Here is a 21,778-nt window from a genome sequence, read left to right as displayed (position 1 = left end):
ATGGCCGGCAGGCCAGAGGGGGGTGTGAAGGAACGCCGGCCTCGCCCGGTTTGTTGTAGGCGTGAGCCTACCGATTGGTCGCCAGACATCGACAGGTTGGCGGGACAGCACCCCCCTCTGCCTTGCCAGGCATCTCCCCCGCAAGGGGGGAGATTGGCTGTATCTCCGGCCTTCGCCAGAAGTTAGTCTGTCACCAAAGGAAAGCTCACCGCCACCGCCAGCCCAGGCTCGCAATCCTCCAATGCAATCGATGCGCCATGCAGGTCGGCGATGGCCCTGACGAGGCTGAGGCCAAGGCCGCTGCCTGGCGTCGAGCGGCTGTGGTCCAGCCGGTAGAGCCGCTGGAACACTTTTTCACGCTCCTCGGCCGGGATGCCCGGTCCATTGTCGGCGACGCTGCCGACGACATGTCCGCCGCGGCGCGCGACCGACAGCTTGATCGTCGTGCCCGGCGGGCAATGGCGCAGCGCGTTTTCGACCAGGTTGGCGAACATCTGCGTCAGCAGCTCGCGATCGCCATGGATGCGGTCCGTCGCCTCCCGCGGCTGCACCAATGACAGCGACTTGCCGTCATCGTCGGCGACGTCGGCATAGATCTCGGCGATGGTTTCCAGGATCTCGCCGAGATCGACATCGGTGAAGCGCGCCTTGCGCGCGCCGGCCTCGATCTGCGCGATGCGCAGCAGCGCATCGAAGGTTTCGTTGATCTGATGGCCCTCGGCGCGCGCATCCGCCAGATCGCCGGAAACGTCCTGGTCCGGCCCGGCTTTGTCGGCGGCGCTCTCCAGGATCATCTGCAGCCGGTTGAGCGGCGTCTTCAAATCGTGCGCGATGTTGGCGCTGACCTGCTTCATACCTTCGACCAGGCCCGACAGCCGGTCGAGCGCGGCATTGACCTGGATGGAGACGAGATCGATGTCGTCGCCCTTGCCGGTCAGCGGAATGCGGGTGTCCAGCCGGCCATGCGAAACATCGACCATGGTGGCGGCAATGCCATCGAGACGGCGCTGGACGCGCGAGGCGAGCAGGGCGCCGCCGGCCACCGCCAGGCCGGTGATAATCAGGGTGGCCCAGCCGAAGCTCATCAGCATGATCGTCTCCAGTTCCTCCGTCTCGGAAAGGCTGAAGGCAACCGTCAGGGTGTTGCCGCCAACCGCGCCGGAAAAGGCGCGATATTCGGTGTCCGGCGGTACGCCGGGCAATACGGCGTCGAAGGCCGAGAACCCGTCGGGAAGTCCCGCCGCGGTGAAGTTGCCCGCCAGTCGATTGCCGTCCACGTCGGTCAACGAAAACAGCTGTTCTTTCTTCAGGCTGCGCGCGGAGTGGCTTTCGACGGTCTCCACCAGCTCCTTGAGATCCTTGTCGGCATAGGTCGCGGCGATGACCGAATAGGTCTCCCGGATGGTGTCGTCGAGCTGCTCGGCGAGATCGGCGCTCATCATCTGGTAGACGATGGCGCCCGACAGCACGAAGGCCAGCATGAACAGGAAGGCGAATGTCAGCGCGAGCCGGAACGGCGTGCTGCGCAGCAGGCGGACCCACGTCGCGGTCATGGCGAAGGCGATGCGTGCAGGCTGTAGCCGGTGTTGCGGACGGTGTGGATGAGCTGGGTCTCGAACGGCTTGTCGATCTTGGCGCGCAGCCGGCTGATATGGGTCTCGACGACGCTGGTCCTGGGGTCGAAATGAAAATCCCAGACGCGCTCCAGAAGCATGGTGCGGGTGATGACGCGGCCCTCGCCGCGCATCAGCACTTCCAGCAGGCTGAACTCGCGCGGCTGCAGGTCGATCGGCTGGCCCCGCCTGACGACGCGCCGCATGATCAGGTCCATCTCGAGGTCGGCGACCCGCAGAACCGTCTTCTGCTCCTGCGCCGCCGGGCGGCGTCCGAGCGCGTTGATGCGGGCGAGCAGCTCGGAAAAGGCGAAGGGTTTGACCAGATAGTCGTCGCCGCCGGCTTCCAGCCCCTCGACGCGGTCGTCGATGCCGCCGATCGAGGTGAGGAAGATCGCCGGCGTGCGTACCCCCGCCGCGCGGATCGCCTTGACCAGGGACAAGCCGTCGAGACCGGGGATCATCCGGTCGGCCACGATCACGTCGTAGGTGCCGCTGGTCGCCGCGAACAGCGCGTCATGGCCGTTGCGCAGCAGGTCGCAGACATGCCCGGCCTCGGTCAGCCCCCTGACGATGTAGTCGGCCGTCCTGTGGTCGTCCTCGACAAGCAGAAGTCGCATCATTGTTCCGGTTGATTGCCGATATTGGCGACAAGCTATCACCGGCCCGGTTCCGTTCCTAGGATGGCAGGACGGCTTTGGCTGGTAGCGCCTTCCTTCCCTTCGTCATCCTCTGGTCTGCGCCGCGTCGCTGCGCTCCTTGCTCCGCCCGTGGATGACGAAGTGGTGAGCGGTTTCAACGATTGTCAACGCTGGCGCATCCGCCCTGTGCCTAATCCGACTCGAGCAGGATTTCGTCGGCCTCGTCATCGGTCTTCTTCAGGGTCATGTAGAGAACGAGGGCAATGATGCAGCCAAGGAAGATCAGGCTGGTGAAGGTGGTGCCGAAGCCGAGGCCGCCATATTCGGCGGGCTGCGACAGAAAATCGCCGAAGGAGGCGCCGAGCGGCCGCGTCAGGATGTAGGCGAGCCAGAAGGCCAGGATGGCGTCGAGATGGATGAGATAATAGGCAAGCGCGATCAGCGCGATGACGCCGCCGAACATGAGACCCGACGTCAGATAGCCCATCTCGAAGCTCTCGGCGACAAGATCGCCGGCGGCGGTGCCGAGCGAGAAGGTGAACAGGATCGCCAGCCAATAGAAGATCTCGCGGCGGGTGGTGAAGATGGTGTGGATCGACAGTGTTCTTTCGCTGGCGTACCAGACGGCGAAAGTCGCAATGAGCGTGACCGAGAAAGCGATCGTCGTGGTCTGCAGGCGCACGCCGAAATTGTCGACGAGGTTATCGGTGATCAGCGTGCCGACGACGCTGATCAGAACCACCGCCAGCCAGTAGGCCCAGGGCACGTAGCGCTTCTGCGCGAACTGCAGGACAAGGGCAACGATCAGGACGCCGGTCATGATCAGCGAGGTGACGGTCAGCCCGAGCCCGAGATTGACGGCGAGATAGTCGGCAGCCGTTTCGCCCATGGTCACCGCCATCAGCTTGATCAGCCAGAAATCGAGGGTGACGTCCGGAACCCTGTTGTGGGCGGGTGCGGCGGGATGGGTGTGAGGCGCGAGCATGGCCGAAATCCTCGATGGCTGTGGCGGGTTACTTGCCCATGACCTTCATGGCCTGGGCGAAGAAATCGTCGGCGCGCTTGTCGTCATCCGCGTTGCAGCGTTCGATGCCCTTGGCCTCCAGCTCCGAGACCTTGGCCTTGTCGGTGGCGCTGAGCTTGGCTGCCGCTTCAGCGGCCCGAAGGGCCTTCAGCGTCTCCTCGCAAGGCGCGGTGGCCGCATAAACGGTGGAAATCGAGGCCGAGACGGCGAGGATGCCCACTGCAACGGCAGGTGCAAATCTTCTCATGAAACCATTCCCTTTGCTGATACCGGCCTATCTGATGAAGGCGGTCCGGCTGCGGTAATCGAAGCCAGCCCCTAAATGGCGGTCCGGCATCTCGACAATAGGGAAGCGACTTCACTCCAGCCTGTCCGGTGGCATACAAATTCGTAAGAATGGTCAGTGGCTGGCAAAAAGCCTTTACGAACCTCTCGTGTTGCGCTGATAGAAGGCCACGGCCTTGTATCCGCCATCAATGGCGTGCCCCAATGCCTGATCGCAATGAACGCCCCAGGAAAAGACGAATGAGCTACGCTTCCCTCAAGCCGGTCACGCAGGCCTTCGTCCAGCGCAAGCGGCTGATCTTCGTGCGGGTGGCGGCGGTACTGGCGGTGCTGCTTCTGTTCCTCACCAAGCCGGTGCTGAGCGAAGGCTCGAACGGCCACGAAACGCTCGAATTCCTCGGCTTCTGCCTGGTGCTCGCCTGCGTCGCCGGCCGGCTCTGGAGCATCCTCTATGTCGGCGGCAAGAAGAACGAGGAACTGGTTTCGACCGGACCGTTCTCGATGAGCCAGAACCCACTCTATTTCTTCTCGACGATCGGCGCGATCGGCATCGGATTGCTCTACGGCTCGCTGGTGGCGGCCGTCGCGCTTGGCGTGGTCAGCTTCCTCATCTTCCGCGTCACGGCGCGCAAGGAGGCCGAATACCTCCTGGGCAAGTTCGGCCCGGCCTATGCCGCCTATATCAAGGCCACTCCCCGGTTCTGGCCAAATCCGCTGCTCTACCGCGACGACGATCAGTTGCAGTTCTCGCCCCGGGCGCTCAAGCGCACATTCTTCGACGGGCTCTATTTCCTCGCCATCTTCCCGGCCATCGAGCTGATCGAGTATTTCAGGCACACCGGCCTGCTGTTCCCGGCTTTCATAACGCTCTACTGATCACGGTGCCGCGGCCTGTCTCCAGGGCGGCTTCAGAGCGGACGCAATTCCGGACGGAAAACCGTTTCACACTTTTCCTGGAATTGCTTCAGCCGCCCAGCGGATAGGGCATGTAGCCGACGAAGCCCGCGATCTTCCAGCTGCCGTCGACCTTCCTGCAGAAATACAGCGTCTGCCATTTCAGCCGGTCGACGCTGCCATCCGCCTTGGAGACGGTGCCGTCGAACTTCTTGTGCAGCACCGCGCGGTCGCCGTCGACATCGATGTCGCGCAGATTGGTGACGCGAAACAGTGCCTCGCGCAGCGGTTCGGAGAATTCCGTCGCCGCCGTTTCCCTAGCTTGGCGCAGCCACTCGTCGCGATAGATTTCCAGCCTGGGGAATTGCAGCCGCCAGGCGTCGGCGTTGGGCAGGAAATGCGCATGCATGCCGAAGAAGCTTTCGGCGACGAAATCATGTTCGACCATCGGCCAGTCCTGGCCGATGAAGGCGTCGATGTCGCGCCGCACCAGCATCTCCCACAGCGCGTGGCGGTCGGCATCGCCTGGCGGAAACGGGTTCTTGTCGAAGGTCATTGTCGGTTTCTCCAGTCGGGAAGGCACGAGTCCGCAGCGGTTTCGTGAGCCGCCCGGCGCGCGCACGATGCAAGCGCTCGTGTAATAAAGCAACGTGGATTTCGAAGAATGTTGCTTTCCAACAAGGCCTCTATCCGGATCGTCCCGATCGGGGTAAATCTCGGCCAAAGGCGGTCGCGCCAGGTCGCGGTGTCGCGTCATTACAGGAGGTCACCCTTGCCCAAGCAGACTTTTGGAACGTCGCATGTGCCGCTGTCGCCCGCCGTGCGGGCCGGCGACTTCGTCTATGTCTCGGGCCAGGTTCCGGTCGGCAGCGACGGCATCGTGGTCAAGGGCGGCATTACGGAACAGACCGAGCAGGTGCTTGCCAACGTCAAGGCCGCGCTGGCATTGGCCGGCTGCACCATGGACGATGTGGTGAAGACCACGGTCTGGCTCGAGGACGCGCGCGACTTCGGCGCCTTCAACGCCGTCTATGGCAGGCACTTCCCGAAGAACCCGCCGGCCCGCACCACGGTCGAGTCGCGGCTGATGATCGACATCAAGATCGAAGTCGAGGCCGTCGCCTACAGACCTCTTTGAGCGAAGCCTAACGAAGCGGAGGCTACTTCAATGCAATTCGACCTCCTGCTGAAGGGCGGACGGCTGATCGATCCAGCGGCTGGCCTCGACGCGCCGCGCGATGTCGCCATCGCCAGTGGCCGCGTCGCCGCGGTCGATGCCGACATTCCGGCTGATCGGGCCACGCGGATGGTCGACGCGACGGGCTGCATCGTGGCACCCGGCCTGGTCGACCTGCACAGCCACGTCTATTGGGGCGGCACCTCGCTCGGCGTCGATGCCGACCGGCTGGCGGCCAAGAGCGGCACCACCACTTTCATCGACGCGGGCAGTGCCGGCGCCGGCAATTTCCTCGGCTTCCGCCGCCATGTCATGGAGCGCTCGAAGGTGCGCATCCTGGCCTATGTCAATATTTCCTTTGCCGGCATCTTCGGCTTCTCGCAGACGGTGTCGGTCGGCGAATGCGGCGATCTCAGGCTCTGCGAGCCGCGCGAGGTGGTTGCCGCCGCGCGCGAGCACGCCGATGTCGTGGTCGGCGTCAAAGTCCGCTCCGGCAAGCATGCCGGCGGCACCAGCGGTATCGCGCCTGTCGATCTCGCGCTGGAAGCCGCCGACAGAGCCGGCCTGCCTCTGATGGCGCATATTGACGAGCCGCCGCCCGGTCGCTCCGAAGTGCTGCCGCGCCTGCGCCGGGGCGATATCCTCACCCATTGCTTCCGGCCGTTTCCCAACGCGCCGGTCTTCGCCTCCGGCGCGGTGCGGCCCGACATGCGGCTGGCGCGCGAGCGCGGCGTCATCTTCGATCTCGGCCACGGCATGGGCTCGTTCGATTTCGACGTCGCCCGGGCAATGCTCGCCGAAGGACTGGCGCCGGATGTGATCTCGAGCGACGTGCATCTCTACTGCGTCGACGGGCCGGCCTTCGACATTCTGGTCTGCATGTCGAAGCTGATGGCGCTCGGCATGCCGCTGGTCGAGGTCCTGCGCGCGGCGACGCAAGGGCCGGCGCGGGCGATCGCAAGACCGGACCTCGGCACGCTGGTTGTGGGCACGGTCGGCGACGTCGCCGTGCTCCGGCAGCGGCCGGGCCGCTGCACCTTCGTCGACGCGGTCGGCGCCTCATTGGTCGCCGACCAGCGGCTGGTGTCGGAAGGCATCGTCATCGGCGGCACATGGTGGCCGAACGAGACGCCCGACCATGATGAGACGGAGCGTTTCGAGGCGCATGCCGCGCATACGCATGTCGAGGTGGCGGCCCGGCATTTCGGGCATCGGCACGATTGATTAGCCGATCTCGGCAGGGCTGTGCCTGTCTTGCGGCGGCGGCGCGTTTGGCGAGCGGCTTCCCCCACTCCGTCTCGGCTTCGCCGAGCCACCTCTCCCCCCTCCGGAGGGAGAGGAAGGTGCCAAGGCTGGCTAACGCGCGCCTTTCCTCTCCCCCGTCGATCGGGGGAGAGGTGTCGAGCGAAGCTCGACGGAGTGGGGGTCGATCTTACGCGGCGTTGCTCGGTTTCCCGTAAACCGGCGTCGCGATGCCCTCCATCCGGGCCTTGATCTGCAGCGCCACGTATTTCGAATAGAAGCGCGACAGCGCCAGATTGCCGCCGTGGAACCAGAGCGCTTCCTGCGCCGTCGGCTTCCACATGTTGCGCAGCTCGCCTTGCCAGGGGCCGGGGTCGCCCTTGACGCCCGAGCCGAGGCCCCAGCACGGGCCGACCTTGTCGGCGACCTCGCGCGAGACGAGCGCGGCGACATTCTCGTTCATCGACTGGTAGCCGGTGCAGGCGACGATGGCGTCGGCCTCGAGTTCGCTTCCGTCCTCGAACAGGATGCCATTCGGCGTCAGCGACTTGATGGCGACGCCGCTGCGGATGCCGATCTTGCCGTCGATGATCAGGTCCGAAGCGCCGACATCGATGTAGTAGCCGGAGCCGGTGCGATAGGCCTTCATCAGCAGGCCGGTCTCGTCGTCGCCGAAATCGATGGCGAAGCCGGCGGCGCGCAGGCGGTCGTAGAAGGCGGCGTCGCGCGCCTTGATCACCTCATAGAGCGCGCGCTGGCCCTTGGGCACCAGCGCGAACGGCGTCGAGGCGACGATCATGTCGGCCTTCTCGGTGGTGATGCCGCGCGCCAGCGCGGTTTCCGAGAAGATCTCGAAGCCGACTTCCATCAGCGTGTCCGATTTGACCACGGTGGTCGGCGAGCGCTGGATCATGGTGACGTCTGCACCGGTTTCCCAAAGATCGACGCAGACATCATGCCCCGAGCTCGCCGCACCGATGACCGCAACCTTTTTGCCGCGGAATTTCTCGCCGCTGGCGTACTGGCTGGAATGCAGCAATTCGCCCTTGAACCGGTCGGCACCGGCGAGGTCGATCTTTCGGGGCGGGCCATAGGCGCCGGTGGCGAAGACGATGTGCTTCGGCTTCAGCGTGATCTGCCGGCCGACACGGTCGACCACCACGGTCCAGACCTTTTGCGCCTCGTCATAGGAAGCGCCGAGGCATTTGGTGGCGACCCAGTAGTTGAGCTCCATGACGCGCGTGTACATTTCCAGCCAGTCGCCCATCTTGTCCTTGGGCGTGAAGACAGGCCAGTTTTCCGGGAACGGAATATAGGGCAGATGGTCGTACCAGACCGGGTCGTGCAGCACGAGGGTGCGGTAGCGGTTGCGCCAGGAATCGCCCGGCCTGGCATTCTTCTCGATGACGATCGAGGGTACGCCGAGCTGCCTCAGCCGCGCGCCGAGCATGATGCCGCCCTGGCCGCCGCCGATGACCAGGCAATAGGGCTGCTCGGAAGCGCCGAGCTCGCGCGTCTCGCGCGCCCGCGCCTCCGACCAGGTCTCGCGTTCGGGGTCGGCCTTGTGGCGCACGCCGAGCGGCCGTTCCGCGCCCTTGCGCTCCTCGAATCCCTTGAGGTCGGTCATCGCCGTGAACAAGGTCCGGCAACGGCCGTCGCGCAGGCGCATGATGCCCTGTCCCCAGGCCACCGCGGTCTCGAACGTGAACCAGGCCTCGATCGTGCCTTCGTCCGTGGTCGCTTCGCCGGTGAGCTGCCATGCCGTCGGCCTGGTCGTCGCCAGTGTTGACTTGAGCATGTCGGCGATCGCTTCGCGGCCTTCCATGGTGGTGACGTTCCAGGTGAAGGTCAGCAGATCGCGCCAGTAGCAGTCGTCGACGAACAGGTTGCTCGCCGCGGCAACGTCACCGGCCGCGAGCGCGCGTGCCAGGGATTCGAGCCATGCGGCTGCCTGTTTCGTCGGTGCTATTTCGAGCATGTCTTTTCCTCTTTGGTTTCCCATTGGCGCAACTTGGCCTTACCTTCTCCCCCTGTGGGAGAAGGTGGCCTCGCGAAGCGAGGTCGGATGAGGGGTGCTCCAGCTTGGCGCCGACGGCGCTCCGTCACGCACCCCTCAACCGTCTCGGCGCTGCGCGCCGATCCACCTTCTCCCACAAGGGGAGAAGGGAAAGTCGCACCTAATCTCCCAGCGGCTCCATCTCCTTGCCGGTGCGGTGGATCTGGGCGTTGTATTTGATGCGGCGGACCGTCTCGCGGGCCGAGGCGTCGAGCTTGTAGGCCGAGGCCACGGCCAAAAGGTCGATCATGGCCAGGAAGGCATAGCGCGAGGCCGTCGGCTTCAGCGTGTCGGGATATTCCGGAACCGCCGCGGCCAGCCTGACGTCGCAGGCGCGCGCGAGTTCGGTGTCGGGCGCGGTCACGCCGATGGCGTTGGCGCGGTAATGCTTGGCGAGTTCGACGGCCTCGATCACCTCGCGCGTGCGCCCGGTCGCCGAGATCGCGATCACCAGGTCGCCGGGCTTTAAGGTCGAGGCGGTCATGCGCATCAAATAGGGGTCGCACTGGGCATTGACCGTGATGCCATAGCGAAACAGCCGGTACTGGGTTTCCTGCGCCAGCGCCGAAGAGCTGCCGCCCAGCCCGAACACCGTGACCTGGCGCGCCTTGGCGATCAGCTCGGCGGCCTTCTCCAGCTCAACCGGATCGAGCTGCCGCTCGGCCTCCTGCAGCGCCCGGCGCGCCTCGCCGAACACGGCATTCCAGAACGGCATGCCGTTGCCGCTGCCCGGCGCCGGCGACTTGGCCAGATAGAGCGCGCCGACGACCAGGCTCTGCGCCAGCTTGAGCTTGAAATCGCGCACGCCCTCGCAGCCGATGGCACGGCAGAACCGCGTCACCGTCGGTTCGCTGACCCCGGCGCGCTGGGCAAGGGCGGCGTTGGAAGCGTCGACCGCGTATTTGACATCGTCGAGCACGACATCGGCGACGCGGCGCTCGGCCCGGCGCAACTCGCTGTAGGAATCCTTGACCAGCGAGATGATGTCGGGAATGCGCCTGACAGGCTCGCGCCCATCATGGTCGTGATCTGGAACAGGCTCTTCGTGGCTCGCAGCTTCGGTCATGAAGTGGGTCTTCCTCCGCCCCTTTGGATCTGACCTCTTATCATGTTTGCACGCTGTCGTTCCATGCGCCCGGCCACGGTGCAACCGTTGCGTGCCGCAGGGCATGTTCGCGCTCCTCTCGACAAGTATGTAGGAAAGCAACACGGAATTCAAGATATAGAAAATGTCGCAAAAACAATGTATTAGCATCGGGGTGGAATTTTGATGATACGGTTACCACCGCCGGCGCTTGACAGCAAAGTAGGATAGTTACAGACTGATTTTCGGCAGTCCGATGACCATTGGGATCATCACGCAGTCTCCGAGGGGCGGATGAACGCGGGCGAGATAACAACGCCGAAGCTTGGCGTGCAGGCAGCGACCAAGATCTATCACACGGCGTCCGGCGACCTGCTGGCGCTGGACCGCTGCAGCCTCGATGTCCGCGCCAATGAAATCGTCTCGATCGTCGGCCCGTCCGGCTGCGGCAAGACCACGCTTTTGTGGTCGATGTCGGGCCTGCATGGCCTGACCAGCGGCGAAATCCGGCTCGATGGCAAAGCGATCACCGGGCCGCATCCCGATATCGGCATCGTCTTCCAGGAAGCGAACCTCCTGCCCTGGCGCAATCTCGACGCCAACATCCGCTTTCCCTTCGAGATCAAGGGCGAGAAGCCGGATCGCGCCTGGATCGCGCATCTGCTCAACCGGGTCGGGCTCGACGGCTTCGGCGGCAAGTTCCCGCGCGAGCTTTCGGGCGGCATGCAGCAGCGCGCCGCGATCGTGCGGGCGCTGGCGCTGAAGCCCTCGGTGCTTTTGATGGACGAGCCGTTCGGCGCGCTCGATAGCTTTACCCGCGAGGAGATGAACCGGCTGGTCGAGGAGATCTGGCTCGACACCAAGACCACCATCGTCTTCATCACCCACAGCATCGAGGAAGCGATTTTTCTCTCGGACCGGGTGGTGGTGCTGAGCGCGCGGCCGGGACGTGTCGCCAGGGAATACCGGGTGCCGTTCGCGCGGCCACGCTCACTGGAGATCATGGCGACCAAGGAGGTCTTCGACCTCACCAACCGGATCAAGATGGACATCGTCGGCGAGCGCGCCAGGCCGAAGCCGCCGGAACAGGAGCGCACCAGCGCCGAGATCGTGAGGATCAGGCCGTGAGCGACGCCATTCCGGAATTCTCCAAGTCCAAGTCGGGCGCCAAGTCGGGTGACGGCCACGATGTCAGCCTGACTAATTTGTCGGCCTTCGCCAGCGGTCCCGGCATCAAGTCGGGCAAGGAAGTGGCGGCCATCGTCGCCGTCGCCGTCGTCATCATCGGCGGCATCGAACTGGCGCTGCGGCTGTTCCATGTGCCGCTCTACATTATGCCGCCGCCAAGCTCGATCGCCTCTGCGCTGTTCGACGAGTTCCCGCTGATCGCGCCGCATCTCGGCTACACGCTGGTCGAGCTGGTGTCCGGCTTTGCCATCGGCGCCGTCGTCGGCCTGGTGCTGGCCGCCGTCATCACCCAGTTCCCGTTCGCGGAAAAAATCGTCGCGCCTTACATTCTGCTGCTGGTCACCACGCCGATGCTGGCGCTGGTGCCGCTGCTCATCCTGCGCTTCGGCTTCGGCTACACGCCGCGCATCATCGCGGTGGCGCTGGCCGCCGGGCCGATGGTGATGATCAACGCCGCCACCGGCTTTCGCCGCGTCGACAGCGCCAAGATCGCGCTGGCGCGTTCCTATGGCGCCAGCACCTTGCAGATATTCTGGAAGATCCGCGCGCCAATGGCGCTGCCGATGATCCTGGTCGGCCTGATGATCGGCGCCATCTTCGGCCTGCTCACCGCCGTCGGCGCCGAGATGGTGGGCGGCGGCTTCGGCCTCGGCAACCGGCTGACCACCTATTCGTCGATGATCCAGATGCCGCAGTTCTTCGCCGTGGTGCTGATCCTGTCGACGCTCGGCATTCTGATCTACGTGCTGTTCTTCCTGATCGGCAAGAAGTGGGCGAGCTGGGAGGCATGAAGATCTGAAGCAAGACGCCCGGGAGGCGGGTGGCAGACTGACGTCAAACAAAAAGGGGAATGCCATGACCAGAGACAATTTCATCCGCCAGGCGGGAATGAGCCGCCGCACTTTCCTGCAGGTGACCGGCGCCGGCCTGGTGACCGCGACGGCGCTCGGCGCCACTGGCTTCAAGGCGAAGGCCGAGGCCTATGGAAAATTCACCTGGATATCGCCGCGCGGCACGCTCGAAGTGCTCGACGACTATCCCTACTGGGCGGCCAAGAAGGCCGGCTATTTCGACGGGCTGGAGACCGACATGCAGCCGGGGCCGTCGGACGGCACCGCGACCGTGAAGTTCGTCGATGTCGGCCAGGCCGACATGGGCTTCCCGTCGCCCGGCGTGTTCTCCTTCGCCATCCAGAACGGCATGAAGCTGAAGTCGGTGTTCCACATGGGCGCGCGCGACACGTTCAGCATCGCCTTCCGCAAGGGCGAGGGGTCGAACGACCTGAAGAAGCTCGAAGGCAAGACCATCTTGCTCGGCTCCGCCGCCTGGCAGTCGATCACCGATCCGCTGCTCGCCGCGCAAGGCGTCGACATCAAGAAGGTCAAATATGTCGAGGCCGGCTGGCCGACCTGGGGCACGGCGCTTGCCGGCGGCCAGGGTGACGCTGCCTTGTCATGGGAAGGGCTGCGCGCCGAATGGATCGCCAAGGGCCTCGACTTCGAATACTGGCTCGGCGTGAAGAACTCCAAGCTGCCGGCCAACACGTTCGTGGTGCGCGCCGCCGACCTCGAGGATCCCGACAAGAAGGCATTCCTGGAGAAATACCTTCGCGGCTGGGCGATGGGCCTGGAGTTTGGCTATCAAAATCCACGCGCGGCCGTCGAAGCGGTGTTCGAGCAATTCCCGACACTGGCCAAGAATCTCGGGCCGGAGCTCGGCACCACCTCGATCCTGCAGCAGATCAACGTCTTCCGTGGCGACATGGACAAGCGCGGCGGCTGGGGTTCGCACGACATGGCGAGCTGGCAGGGCTTCTTCGACGAGATCCACAAGATCGGCCAGATCACCAATCCGGTGAAGGCCGAGGACGTCTGCACCAACGATCTTATTCCCGCGGCCAACGACTTCGACAAGGCCAAGGTCAAGGCCGATGCCGACGGCGTCAAGCTGTCGGAAGGTTTTGCCGCGCTCGATGTCGAGAAGATCAAGGCGCATCTGTTCGATTCGGCGGTGAAGTGAGGGTCAGCGCCGAGGTGAGCGCCGCCCTTGGCCCGCTTGGCTCCTTTCCTCTCCCTCCGGAGGGGGGAGAGGTGGCGCCGCGCAGCGGCGACGGAGTGGGGGAAGGCGTTCGCCAAACGCGCAGTCGTCGCAAGATAGGCACGATCTGGCGAGCAAGTAACCTCAGGTGGGCGCGAAGGTCGACCCCCACTCCGTCGAGCTTCGCTCGACACCTCTCCCCCGATCGACGGGGGAGAGGAAAGGAGCCAAGCGGGCCAAGGGCGGCGGCGCTGACCTGAGGTGATTGTCCCGGATAGACATACGAGCGGCTGCCGATCGCCGCGCACATTCAATGAAGAATTCAGGAGGGCTGAAATGGCCGACAAGGTAAAAGTGCTGGTGGTGGGTCTCGGCAATATGGGTGCGTCGCATGCCAGCGCCTATCACCGGTCGGACGGGTTTCAGATCGTCGGCATCATGAGCCGGTCGATCAAGAGCAACACGAAGATACCGGCCGAATTAGCCGGCTATCCGCTCTATGAGGATTTCGATCTGGCGCTGAAGGAAACCAGGCCGGACGCCGTGTCGATCAACAGCTGGCCAAACACGCACGCCGAATATGCGCTGAAGGCGATCGCGGCCGATTGCCATGTGTTCATGGAAAAGCCGCTCGCCACCAACATCGAGGACGCCGAAAAGGTCGTGGCCGCCGCACGGGCGAAGAACCGCAAGCTGGTGCTCGGCTATATCCTGCGCGTCCATCCCTCGTGGATCAAGTTCATCGAGGTCGGCAAGACGCTGGGCAAGCCGCTGGTCATGCGCCTCAACCTCAACCAGCAGAGCAGCGGCACCGCCTGGCACTGGCACAAGAACCTGATCGATTCGCTGATCCCGATCGTCGATTGCGGCGTGCACTACGTCGACGTCATGTGCCAGTTGACCGGCGCCAAGCCGGTGCGGGTGCATGGCATCGGCGCCAAATTGTGGGCGGAGGCCGACAAGCAGAATTACGGCCATCTGCACGTCACCTTCGATGACGGCTCGGTCGGCTGGTACGAGGCCGGCTGGGGCCCGATGATGAGCGAGACGGCCTATTTCGTGAAGGACGTGGTCGGGCCCAAGGGCGCGGTGTCGATCGTCGCCGGCCAGGCCGCGAGCAATGACAAGGACGCCGAAGTGTCGAATTCGGCCGACATCGACCGCCACACCAAGACCGATGCGTTGAAGATCCACTATGCCTCCGTCGACGGCGACAAGAACTTCTCCAAACCGGACGAGATCGTCAGCATGGAGGACGAGCCCGGGCATCAGGAACTGTGCGATCGCGAGCAGGCATTCTTCCTGCGCGCCATCCGCGAGGATCTCGATTTGACCGAGCAGATGGATGCGGCGGTCAACAGCCTGCGCATCGTGCTTGCCGCCGAACAGAGCATCGCGCTGGGGCGCACCGTCGAGCTGGCCTGACGCAAACCGGTGGCTGGCGCTGGAGGAGGAACCAGCCCCACCACAGCATGATCCAACCGCGACGGCTGGGCTCGCCCTCGGCGATGCGGGAACATGCAAGGGAGAGAGAGATGGTCACCGACAGTCTGCTGAAAACCTATGCCGAGTCCGATGCGCTCGATCTGGCGGGACTGGTGCGCGGCGGCCAGGTCTCGCCGGCGGAGCTGGTCGAGGCGGCGATCACGCTGGTCGAGCGGCTCAACCCGGCGCTCAACGCGGTGATCCACCGCCTCTACGATATGGCCCGCGCGCAGGCGCAAACGGTCGACAGATCGGCGCCTTTCGCCGGCGTACCGTTCCTGCTCAAGGAACTCGCCTCGTCCTGGGCTGGCGCGCCGAACACCAATTCCTGCTTCTACCTGAAAGACATCGTCGCCGACTTCGACACCGAGGTCGTGCGCCGCATGAAGGCGGCGGGGCTGGTGCTGATCGGCAAGTCGAACGCGCCCGAAAATGGCTGGTCGATCACCACGGAACCAAAACTCTACGGTACGACGAAGAACCCGTGGAAGGAGGGCATCACACCCGGCGGCTCGAGCGGTGGCGCGGCGGCGGCCATCGCCGCGCGTATGGTGCCGATCGCCGAGGCCAGCGACGGCGCCGGTTCGATCCGCGTTCCGGCCTCCTGCTGCGGCATCGTCGGCTTGAAACCGTCGCGCGGCCGCGTCAGCCTCGCGCCATTCGGCGACTACTGGTATGGCGGCGCCTATTTCCTGTGCTGCTCGCGCAGCGTGCGCGACACCGCGGCCTATCTCGATGCGGTGTCCGGCGCGCTGCCGGGCGACCCCTATACGCCGCCGGTCCCGGCCGGCTCCTGGCTCAACCTGTCGGCGCGGGCCCCAAAGAAGCTGCGCATCGGCTTTTCCGTGGCGCCGCCCAACGGCACGGCGATCGACCCGGAGGTGAAGGCGGCGGTGCTGGCGACCGTCGCGACGCTTGAAGGGCTGGGTCACGACGTCGAGGAGCACGACATGCCGCTCGACGCCAATGCCGTCTGGGCGACCTACACCAACATGACCTGCGTGCAGACGGCGGCGACCTTCGCTTACCATGAAACGGTGATCGGCCGGCCGGTAACGCCAGATGACGTCGAGCCGGTGACCTGGGCGATCATCGAGCGCGGCCGTGCGACCAGCGGCATCAGGCACATCACCGATGTCGAGCAGCTCAGGCAGGTCGGCCGCGACATTGTTGGCGATCTCAGCGCCTACGATCTTTTCATCACGCCGACGCTGACGCAGCTGCCACGGCCGTTCGGCTATTACGACATGTCGGAGACCGACATCGACCGCTACAACGCCAAATGGACGGATGCGGTGTTTGCCTTCCCCTTCAACATTTCCGGCCAGCCGGCGATCTCGCTGCCGCTCGGCTGGTCGAAAGGCGGCGTGCCGATCGGTGTGCAACTGGTCGGCCGCTATGGCGACGAGGCGACGGTGCTGGCCGCGTCGGCGCAGTTGGAGCAGGCGATGCCGTGGAGGGAGAGGCGGCCGCCGGTGAGTGGTTAGGGGCGCCAGGCGATCACCGTCGAGTTCTGTGGCGCCCCCTCTGTCCGGCAGGGCAGAGGGGGGCGCCGTAGAGTGCCAACGGTGCTCCTCTACCCAATCCCCTCCAACCGCCTCGGCAGCCGGTTCATCGGCCGGGGTCCATCCGGCGTGATCAGGAACTGGTCCTCGAGATTGAAGCTGGCGAGGCCGTCTATGTAGAGCGGGATCTCGAAGGCCAGCACCATGCCGGCCTCGATCTCGACATCGCTGTCGACGGCAATGAACGGCCATTGTTCGGAGAAGACCGATTGACCGACGCTGTGACCGAAATGGCCGCGGCGGTAGGAGCGCAGCCCTTGCCGTGCCAGGCTTTCTGTGGTCACCCGGTGCACATGGGCAAGCGTGTTTCCCGGCATTAGCGCGGCCAGCCCATCCTCGAAGGCGCGCTCGGCGATGGCGTGCAGTTCCGCCTGGTCGGCGGAAGGCGGCCCGAAGGTGAAATTGCGCGACATGTCCGAGGCATAGAACCCGGCCGTGCAGACCATGTCGCACTTCAAGGGATCGCCGGCCGTGGCTTTGGCGTCGGCGCCCTTGGCCCGGGCGCCCAGCGTCACATATTCCGCCGTCGCCACCGTATGGGACAGCCCGGCCGCCGCGTCGGCGACGCCTTGCCGGTAGAGCGCGACGAGATCGGCCTGGCGCATGCCGGCCATCGCATCCACCTGCAGCCGCTCCAGCCCGGCTTCCGAGAGAAAAATGCCTTGCTGCAGGAGATCGACCTCGCGCTGCGATTTGATGGCCCGCAGCCTGTCCAGCACCGGCGAGCCGTCGACCATCGGGCAATCCGGCAGCAGGGCCTGGATGGCGGCGAAATCGGCGGCGGGGATAAAGTCGAGGTCGACGCCCAGCGTCGCGCGCGCCAGCCCGAATTCGGCGAGCAGGGACTGCAATTGGCGCACCGAACCGGAGAGGTCGAACGTGGCGGGACGGGAGAAATCCGGCGCGCGGCCGAGCGAGGCGAGGCCCGCCTCGATGCGCCCGGCCAGGGGAAGGCCGTGAGATACTGTCTCGACCGGTGCGGATTCGATCCAGATCGGGTGCGAGCGCACGACCGCCTCGGGCGCGGCGGTCCGCAGCTGCGCCGCGTTGAAGTCGGCGACCACGACGCCGATCGGCAGGTCCTGCCGGGCCGGGATGACGACGAAGCCGCCTCCGGCGCGCCGGAACAGGCCCGCCGGGCCGATCCAGGCGCCGGTCGCATAGTGGAACGCCTCGGGCGCTGAGAGCACCAGCGCCGCGATGCCGGCCCGTTGCATCAAATGCGCGGCGCGCTGGCGGTCGACAAAGCCGGTCATAGTCTTTCTCCGCATGCTTGAAGCGGCAACGGAGCATTGCGGGTGCGGACAATCAAGCCGTTTGCTCGAACTTCATCATCCCTGAGCGGAGCAGCCGCGTGGCGGCCTCGCGGAAGGCTCGACCGAGACAACAATGGCATTCCATGTCAAAACTTGCGCAGGGGGGAGATTTCATGAGGATCGACAAAGCCGGTGCCCTGAAAAGGACAGCCATGGGCCTGTTGGGACTGCTCGTCGCCATGGCGGCGGGGTGCGGTTCAATCGACTATCAGAAACTCACCACGGGCCAGCTGTCGGGAAGCCTTTTCGTCATGTGGGTCGGTGAGGGCAACAGTTCGGGCGACGGAAATTTCCTGTTCGTGCCCGATCCACGAGACCCATTGATCTTCCATCGATCAGATCCGTCTGCTCCGGGGAGCACGATCCAGCCGGGTCTGATGTACACGGATGGCGGTTCGATCCCGAAAATCGCGCAGGTCTTCAAGGGGCTGTCGCCTTGGGGCTACGCGCCGGCCTATATGATTCATGATTGGGTCTTTATCGCCCACCATTGCATAGTGGACGGCAGCAGCGAGAACCGGTTCGACCAGGTTCGCGGCATAGAATTCGACGATTCCGCCGCAATTCTCGGCGAAGCGATCAAGGCGCTGATCAAGGCTCGACAAGTGGCCCCCAACGACGTGGCGCCAAGTGCCATAACGGCTGCCGTCGGAAGCGTCGTCGCCAGGAACCTTTGGGATGAGAAAGGCGCTTGCAAGTCCCTGCAGGTCAGCGCGAAGGACATCGCCGCCGCGGAGGCAGCCATACCAGGATCGACCAGCAAGGCACGGAATTTGAGGGCTTTCCAGGTTCCGGAGACGATCGCGCCCGCAATTCCCCAGGCAAAGCCGGCGAAGATCGTGGCTCGCGTGACATTCTGAGCTGATCCGTGCAAATGCCGGCCGCTGCTGGTCACCCTGGCTTTGGTCCGCCCAAAGGCTCCGCTTTTCCGGGCTTTCCGGTTCCCGCCCCGATAAACGAAAAGGCCGGACAACAGCCCGGCCTTTTCGTAGATGCTTGATTCCCCTGAAGGAAATTGGAGCGGGTGAAGCGATTCGAACGCTCGACCCCAACCTTGGCAAGGTTGTGCTCTACCCCTGAGCTACACCCGCTCACACGGCGTCTTGGCCGCAAGCCGGGCCTATATGGCTGAAGAGCGCGGCGATTGCAACAGGGAATCGCGAGCCTTTTTACAAGCTCCGGGGTGATGCCGGCAAACCGCCCGTGCCGGGCGGATTTCACCGTCGCCTTGCGCGATGGTCTTGTGTCTGTCGCCTTATTGGCCGTAAACGGCAAGGCAAGCAAACGGACGAAGAAGAAGATCGATGCCGAAAACCGAAGCCGAACTTTTTGCATTCCTGGCCGAACTCGGGATCGCTGTTTCAACGATACGCCACCTGCCGCTCTACACGGTCGCCGATTCGCAGGCGCTGCGCGGCGAAATCGCCGGCGGGCACACCAAAAACCTGTTCCTGAAGGACAAGAAGGACAATTTCTTCCTGGTCACCGTCGGCGAGGACGCCGTCGTCGATCTCAAGCAGATCCACCAGCTGATCGGCGCCGCCGGCCGGGTTTCGTTCGGCAAACCGGAGATGCTGATGGAGCTTCTCGGCGTCGCGCCGGGCGCGGTTACCGTGTTTGGCGTCATCAACGACAGGCAAAACCGGGTCAAGCTGGTGCTCGACAAGGATTTGATGGAGCATGCCGTCATCAACGCGCATCCGCTGACCAATGAAGCGACGACATCGATCGCGGCGGCCGACCTGATCAGATTCGTCGAGGCAACCGGGCATGATGCTGCTATCTTGAAAGTCTCGGCGTGATCGCCACATGGATGGCGAAACCGACTTCCAATGAAGACTTTGCGCCGACCCGCGGGCCGGCGGCGCAACCGAAAGGGTGACGAGATGAGCGACAACAATCCGTTTGGCGGGTCATTCGGCAGCAATGGCGGCCAGTATTCGACCTCGGTCCAGTATGGCGGAACCGAGCCGGCGCGCGCGAAAGTCGCGCTTGGCGAAGCGCCTGCCGGACCTGTTGCTGCCGGTCCCGCTGCTGCTGGAGATGTCATCAAGGACACCACGACCGCCGCCTTCGCCGCCGACGTCATCCAGGAATCGCGCCGCCAGCCGGTGCTGGTCGATTTCTGGGCGCCGTGGTGCGGGCCTTGCAAGCAGCTCACCCCGCAGCTGGAAAAAGCGGTCAGGGCCGCCGGCGGCAAGGTCAAGCTGGTCAAGATGAACATCGACGATCATCCCTCGATCGCCGGCCAGCTCGGCATCCAGTCCATTCCGGCGGTCATCGCCTTCAAGGATGGCCAGCCGGTCGACGGCTTCATGGGCGCCATCCCCGAGAGCCAGATCGCCGAATTCATCACCAAGGTCGGCGGCAAGGGCAATGGCGCGCCGGCCGTGGCCGAGGCGCTGGCGGCGGCGACCGAGGCGCGTGACGCCGGCGACATGCAGACCGCCGCCGACATCTATGACGCCGTGCTGGGGCAGGCGCCGGATACGATCGAGGCGATCGCCGGGCTGGGCGAGTTGCTGTTCGAGGCCGGCGACACGGACGGCGCCGAAGCGTTGCTGGCGACGGCACCGGAGGCCAAGAAGGATGCGCCGGCGCTTGCCGCCGTGCGCGCCAAGATCGCGCTGGCGGCGCAAGCTGCTTCGCTTGGCAATCCGGCCGAGTTCGAGCGCCGCCTGGCCGACAATCCCAACGACCATCAGGCGCGTTTCGATCTGGCCATGATCCAGAACGCGAGGGGCGAGCGCACGGCGGCGGCGGACAATCTGCTCGCCATCATCAAGTCCGACCGCGCGTGGAACGAAGACGGCGCCAAGACGCAATTGCTGCAGTTCTTCGAGGCCTGGGGCATGACCGACGAGGCGACGCTGGCGGCGCGGCGCAAATTGTCGTCGCTGCTGTTTTCCTGAGCCGGTTATCGGTTGTTTTGTCGCACAGGCTTGCGAGATCAGGCCAAAGCGCCAGATAGGCTGGAACTGGCAGGCTGGAACTTGGCAGAGTTGACGCGCTTTCTTATGGAAGCGATCGGAGGAACGAGGTGCAAGCGGGAAACGCGCATTACCGGCTCGCCAAGGATTTGCCGTCAGCGATCCCGATCTTTCCGCTCGAGGGGGCGCTTCTGCTGCCAGGCGGCCGCATGCCGCTCAACATCTTCGAGCCGCGCTATCTGCAGATGGTGGACGAGGCGGTTGCCGGTTCGCGGCTCATCGGCGTCATCCAGCCTCGCCTCGACGGCGCGCTGCGCGACGATGGCGAGCCGGAGCTCTGCAATGTCGGCTGCGCCGGGCGCATCATCGCCTTTTCCGAAACCGGCGACGGTCGCTACCTGATTTCGCTGCAGGGCGTGTGCCGGTTCCGCATCACCCACGAACTGACGGTCAAGACGCCGTTTCGCCAGGCCAAGCCGGCGCCTTTCCTCGCCGACCTTGATGAGGACCAGGCGGCGGACGAGATCGACCGGCCCGCGCTCCTGAGAGCATTTCGCGCCTATCTGCAGGCCAACGACCTGGAGGCCGACTGGGAAAGCGTCAGCCGCGCCGAGAACGCCATGCTGGTCAACGCGCTTTCGATGATGGCGCCCTACGGGCCGGCCGAAAAGCAGGCGCTGCTCGAAGCGGCGGACCTGAAGACGCGCGCCGAAACGCTGATCGCCATCACGGAGATGGCGCTGGCGCGCGAGAATGAAGATTTTGGCTCGAGCTTGCAGTAAGATGGGTCGATGTCCGGGTGATGCCGGCCGCAAATGGCGGCTTGCTGCGCTTCCGGTGCTCACGTACGAAAGTACGCTCCGCTCCGGTTCTCGCAAGCCTCCATTTTCGACTCGGCCTGACCCGGATATCAACACATCTTCGGCGCGAAGCTGGAGGAGGGCACGATGGCGGATGGGCGTGACGGAAGGAAGAGCACTGTCGACCCCAAGCTGCTGGAACTCCTGGCCTGCCCGCTGACCAAAGGGCCGCTCGCCTGGGATCCGGAGCGGGGCGAGCTGATCTCTCGGGTCGCCAAGCTCGCCTATCCGGTTCGCGACGGCATCCCGATCATGCTGCCATCGGAGGCACGGACGATTTCGGCGGAGGATGTGCTGTCGCCGCCGAAATTGGGTGGGACATCGTAGGTTCGGGCGCCGCTGGGGTGCAGAAGCTGGCGAGGCTGGCGGGACAGCACCCCC

Annotated in this window: 21 protein-coding genes and 1 tRNA gene; 13 read left to right on the top strand and 9 right to left on the bottom strand. The window is 64.6% G+C overall.

The window, feature by feature from the left end:
* Positions 1-182: 182 nt before the first annotated feature.
* From FJ978_RS11915 to FJ978_RS11900, 4 genes are all read right to left on the bottom strand, one after another.
* Positions 183-1,553 (bottom strand): ATP-binding protein, encoded by a 1,371-nt coding sequence (locus FJ978_RS11915; RefSeq protein WP_140572268.1) that lies wholly within the window; start codon positions 1,551-1,553, stop codon positions 183-185.
* Positions 1,550-2,233, bottom strand: a complete 684-nt coding sequence (locus FJ978_RS11910) for a winged helix-turn-helix domain-containing protein (RefSeq protein WP_140572267.1) — start codon at positions 2,231-2,233, stop codon at positions 1,550-1,552. Before FJ978_RS11910 ends, FJ978_RS11915 begins: the two co-directional genes overlap by 4 nt.
* A gap of 211 nt (positions 2,234-2,444) precedes the next feature.
* Positions 2,445-3,239 carry a hypothetical protein gene (locus FJ978_RS11905; RefSeq protein ID WP_140572266.1) on the bottom strand — a complete coding sequence of 265 codons (795 nt, stop codon included), beginning with the start codon at positions 3,237-3,239 and terminating at the stop codon, positions 2,445-2,447.
* Positions 3,240-3,267: 28 nt separating this feature from the next.
* Positions 3,268-3,525: a hypothetical protein gene (locus FJ978_RS11900; protein ID WP_013892151.1), complete on the bottom strand. Its 258-nt coding sequence runs from the start codon at positions 3,523-3,525 to the stop codon at positions 3,268-3,270.
* Positions 3,526-3,803: 278 nt separating this feature from the next.
* On the opposite strand from FJ978_RS11900, the gene FJ978_RS11895 reads away from it, so the two are divergent.
* Positions 3,804-4,439 (top strand): isoprenylcysteine carboxylmethyltransferase family protein, encoded by a 636-nt coding sequence (locus FJ978_RS11895; RefSeq protein ID WP_140572265.1) that lies wholly within the window; start codon positions 3,804-3,806, stop codon positions 4,437-4,439.
* Positions 4,440-4,527: 88 nt separating this feature from the next.
* On the opposite strand, the gene FJ978_RS11890 is transcribed toward FJ978_RS11895, so the two are convergent.
* Positions 4,528-5,013 (bottom strand): hypothetical protein, encoded by a 486-nt coding sequence (locus FJ978_RS11890; protein WP_140572264.1) that lies wholly within the window; start codon positions 5,011-5,013, stop codon positions 4,528-4,530.
* 216 nt (positions 5,014-5,229) lie between these two features.
* Between FJ978_RS11890 and FJ978_RS11885 the strand changes: the two genes are divergently transcribed.
* Both FJ978_RS11885 and FJ978_RS11880 read left to right on the top strand, forming a co-directional pair.
* Entirely contained in the window at positions 5,230-5,595 is a 366-nt protein-coding gene (locus FJ978_RS11885; protein WP_140572263.1) for a RidA family protein, read from the top strand.
* A 30-nt stretch (positions 5,596-5,625) separates the two neighbouring features.
* On the top strand, positions 5,626-6,858 hold the full coding sequence (locus FJ978_RS11880) for an amidohydrolase/deacetylase family metallohydrolase (protein WP_140572262.1): 1,233 nt from the start codon (positions 5,626-5,628) through the stop codon (positions 6,856-6,858).
* Positions 6,859-7,066: 208 nt separating this feature from the next.
* On the opposite strand, the gene FJ978_RS11875 is transcribed toward FJ978_RS11880, so the two are convergent.
* Together FJ978_RS11875 and FJ978_RS11870 are read right to left on the bottom strand one after the other, a co-directional pair.
* Entirely contained in the window at positions 7,067-8,854 is a 1,788-nt protein-coding gene (locus FJ978_RS11875; RefSeq protein ID WP_140572261.1) for an NAD(P)/FAD-dependent oxidoreductase, read from the bottom strand.
* A 199-nt stretch (positions 8,855-9,053) separates the two neighbouring features.
* Positions 9,054-9,998, bottom strand: a complete 945-nt coding sequence (locus tag FJ978_RS11870) for a MurR/RpiR family transcriptional regulator (protein WP_140572260.1) — start codon at positions 9,996-9,998, stop codon at positions 9,054-9,056.
* 312 nt (positions 9,999-10,310) lie between these two features.
* Here FJ978_RS11870 and FJ978_RS11865 point away from each other — a divergent pair, with 312 nt between their 5' ends.
* The 5 genes from FJ978_RS11865 (at position 10,311) to FJ978_RS11840 (ending at position 16,213) form a co-directional block, all read left to right on the top strand.
* On the top strand, positions 10,311-11,144 hold the full coding sequence (locus tag FJ978_RS11865) for an ABC transporter ATP-binding protein (RefSeq protein WP_140572259.1): 834 nt from the start codon (positions 10,311-10,313) through the stop codon (positions 11,142-11,144).
* On the top strand, positions 11,141-11,995 hold the full coding sequence (locus FJ978_RS11860) for an ABC transporter permease (protein ID WP_140572258.1): 855 nt from the start codon (positions 11,141-11,143) through the stop codon (positions 11,993-11,995). The genes FJ978_RS11865 and FJ978_RS11860 overlap by 4 nt, the downstream gene beginning before the upstream one ends.
* Before the next feature lie 64 nt (positions 11,996-12,059).
* Positions 12,060-13,223, top strand: a complete 1,164-nt coding sequence (locus FJ978_RS11855) for an ABC transporter substrate-binding protein (RefSeq protein ID WP_140572257.1) — start codon at positions 12,060-12,062, stop codon at positions 13,221-13,223.
* A 354-nt stretch (positions 13,224-13,577) separates the two neighbouring features.
* Entirely contained in the window at positions 13,578-14,666 is a 1,089-nt protein-coding gene (locus FJ978_RS11845) for a Gfo/Idh/MocA family oxidoreductase (RefSeq protein WP_140572256.1), read from the top strand.
* Positions 14,667-14,776: 110 nt separating this feature from the next.
* Positions 14,777-16,213 (top strand): amidase, encoded by a 1,437-nt coding sequence (locus tag FJ978_RS11840; RefSeq protein WP_140572255.1) that lies wholly within the window; start codon positions 14,777-14,779, stop codon positions 16,211-16,213.
* Between the two features lie 89 nt (positions 16,214-16,302).
* Here FJ978_RS11840 and FJ978_RS11835 read toward each other — a convergent pair whose 3' ends face one another.
* Positions 16,303-17,547 (bottom strand): Xaa-Pro peptidase family protein, encoded by a 1,245-nt coding sequence (locus FJ978_RS11835; protein WP_140572254.1) that lies wholly within the window; start codon positions 17,545-17,547, stop codon positions 16,303-16,305.
* A 98-nt stretch (positions 17,548-17,645) separates the two neighbouring features.
* Between FJ978_RS11835 and FJ978_RS11830 the strand changes: the two genes are divergently transcribed.
* Positions 17,646-18,467: a hypothetical protein gene (locus tag FJ978_RS11830; RefSeq protein ID WP_140572253.1), complete on the top strand. Its 822-nt coding sequence runs from the start codon at positions 17,646-17,648 to the stop codon at positions 18,465-18,467.
* 156 nt (positions 18,468-18,623) lie between these two features.
* Here FJ978_RS11830 and FJ978_RS11825 read toward each other — a convergent pair.
* A tRNA-Gly gene (locus FJ978_RS11825) sits at positions 18,624-18,698 on the bottom strand.
* Between the two features lie 213 nt (positions 18,699-18,911).
* Between FJ978_RS11825 and FJ978_RS11820 the strand changes: the two genes are divergently transcribed.
* The 4 genes from FJ978_RS11820 (at position 18,912) to FJ978_RS11805 (ending at position 21,724) form a co-directional block, all read left to right on the top strand.
* The gene (locus tag FJ978_RS11820) at positions 18,912-19,409 is read left to right on the top strand and encodes a prolyl-tRNA synthetase associated domain-containing protein (RefSeq protein WP_140572252.1); all 498 of its coding nucleotides are present in this window, start codon (positions 18,912-18,914) and stop codon (positions 19,407-19,409) included.
* A gap of 84 nt (positions 19,410-19,493) precedes the next feature.
* A complete protein-coding gene (trxA, locus tag FJ978_RS11815; RefSeq protein WP_140572251.1) occupies positions 19,494-20,519 on the top strand; it encodes a thioredoxin in 1,026 nt (341 codons plus the stop codon).
* A 128-nt stretch (positions 20,520-20,647) separates the two neighbouring features.
* A complete protein-coding gene (locus FJ978_RS11810) occupies positions 20,648-21,319 on the top strand; it encodes an LON peptidase substrate-binding domain-containing protein (RefSeq protein WP_013892167.1) in 672 nt (223 codons plus the stop codon).
* Positions 21,320-21,484: 165 nt separating this feature from the next.
* The gene (locus FJ978_RS11805; protein ID WP_013892168.1) at positions 21,485-21,724 is read left to right on the top strand and encodes a Trm112 family protein; all 240 of its coding nucleotides are present in this window, start codon (positions 21,485-21,487) and stop codon (positions 21,722-21,724) included.
* Positions 21,725-21,778 lie beyond the last annotated feature (54 nt).

Origin of the sequence: Mesorhizobium sp. B1-1-7, from assembly GCF_006442705.1 — a bacterium.
Taxonomy (GTDB): Bacteria; Pseudomonadota; Alphaproteobacteria; order Rhizobiales; family Rhizobiaceae; genus Mesorhizobium; species Mesorhizobium opportunistum.
Note: the sequence above shows the minus strand (reverse complement) of the source record. Positions and strands in the feature narration are given on the sequence as shown.

Excerpts from the sequence above, each read along its gene's own strand:
- FJ978_RS11915 (WP_140572268.1), bottom strand. The coding sequence starts at position 1,553 with ATGACCGCGACGTGGGTCCGCCTGCTGCGCAGCACGCCGTTCCGGCTC.
- FJ978_RS11910 (WP_140572267.1), bottom strand. The coding sequence starts at position 2,233 with ATGCGACTTCTGCTTGTCGAGGACGACCACAGGACGGCCGACTACATC.
- FJ978_RS11905 (WP_140572266.1), bottom strand. The coding sequence starts at position 3,239 with ATGCTCGCGCCTCACACCCATCCCGCCGCACCCGCCCACAACAGGGTT.
- FJ978_RS11900 (WP_013892151.1), bottom strand. The coding sequence starts at position 3,525 with ATGAGAAGATTTGCACCTGCCGTTGCAGTGGGCATCCTCGCCGTCTCG.
- FJ978_RS11895 (WP_140572265.1), top strand. The coding sequence starts at position 3,804 with ATGAGCTACGCTTCCCTCAAGCCGGTCACGCAGGCCTTCGTCCAGCGC.
- FJ978_RS11890 (WP_140572264.1), bottom strand. The coding sequence starts at position 5,013 with ATGACCTTCGACAAGAACCCGTTTCCGCCAGGCGATGCCGACCGCCAC.
- FJ978_RS11880 (WP_140572262.1), top strand. The coding sequence starts at position 5,626 with ATGCAATTCGACCTCCTGCTGAAGGGCGGACGGCTGATCGATCCAGCG.
- FJ978_RS11875 (WP_140572261.1), bottom strand. The coding sequence starts at position 8,854 with ATGCTCGAAATAGCACCGACGAAACAGGCAGCCGCATGGCTCGAATCC.
- FJ978_RS11870 (WP_140572260.1), bottom strand. The coding sequence starts at position 9,998 with ATGACCGAAGCTGCGAGCCACGAAGAGCCTGTTCCAGATCACGACCAT.
- FJ978_RS11865 (WP_140572259.1), top strand. The coding sequence starts at position 10,311 with ATGAACGCGGGCGAGATAACAACGCCGAAGCTTGGCGTGCAGGCAGCG.
- FJ978_RS11855 (WP_140572257.1), top strand. The coding sequence starts at position 12,060 with ATGACCAGAGACAATTTCATCCGCCAGGCGGGAATGAGCCGCCGCACT.
- FJ978_RS11845 (WP_140572256.1), top strand. The coding sequence starts at position 13,578 with ATGGCCGACAAGGTAAAAGTGCTGGTGGTGGGTCTCGGCAATATGGGT.
- FJ978_RS11840 (WP_140572255.1), top strand. The coding sequence starts at position 14,777 with ATGGTCACCGACAGTCTGCTGAAAACCTATGCCGAGTCCGATGCGCTC.
- FJ978_RS11835 (WP_140572254.1), bottom strand. The coding sequence starts at position 17,547 with ATGACCGGCTTTGTCGACCGCCAGCGCGCCGCGCATTTGATGCAACGG.
- FJ978_RS11820 (WP_140572252.1), top strand. The coding sequence starts at position 18,912 with ATGCCGAAAACCGAAGCCGAACTTTTTGCATTCCTGGCCGAACTCGGG.
- trxA (WP_140572251.1), top strand. The coding sequence starts at position 19,494 with ATGAGCGACAACAATCCGTTTGGCGGGTCATTCGGCAGCAATGGCGGC.
- FJ978_RS11805 (WP_013892168.1), top strand. The coding sequence starts at position 21,485 with ATGGCGGATGGGCGTGACGGAAGGAAGAGCACTGTCGACCCCAAGCTG.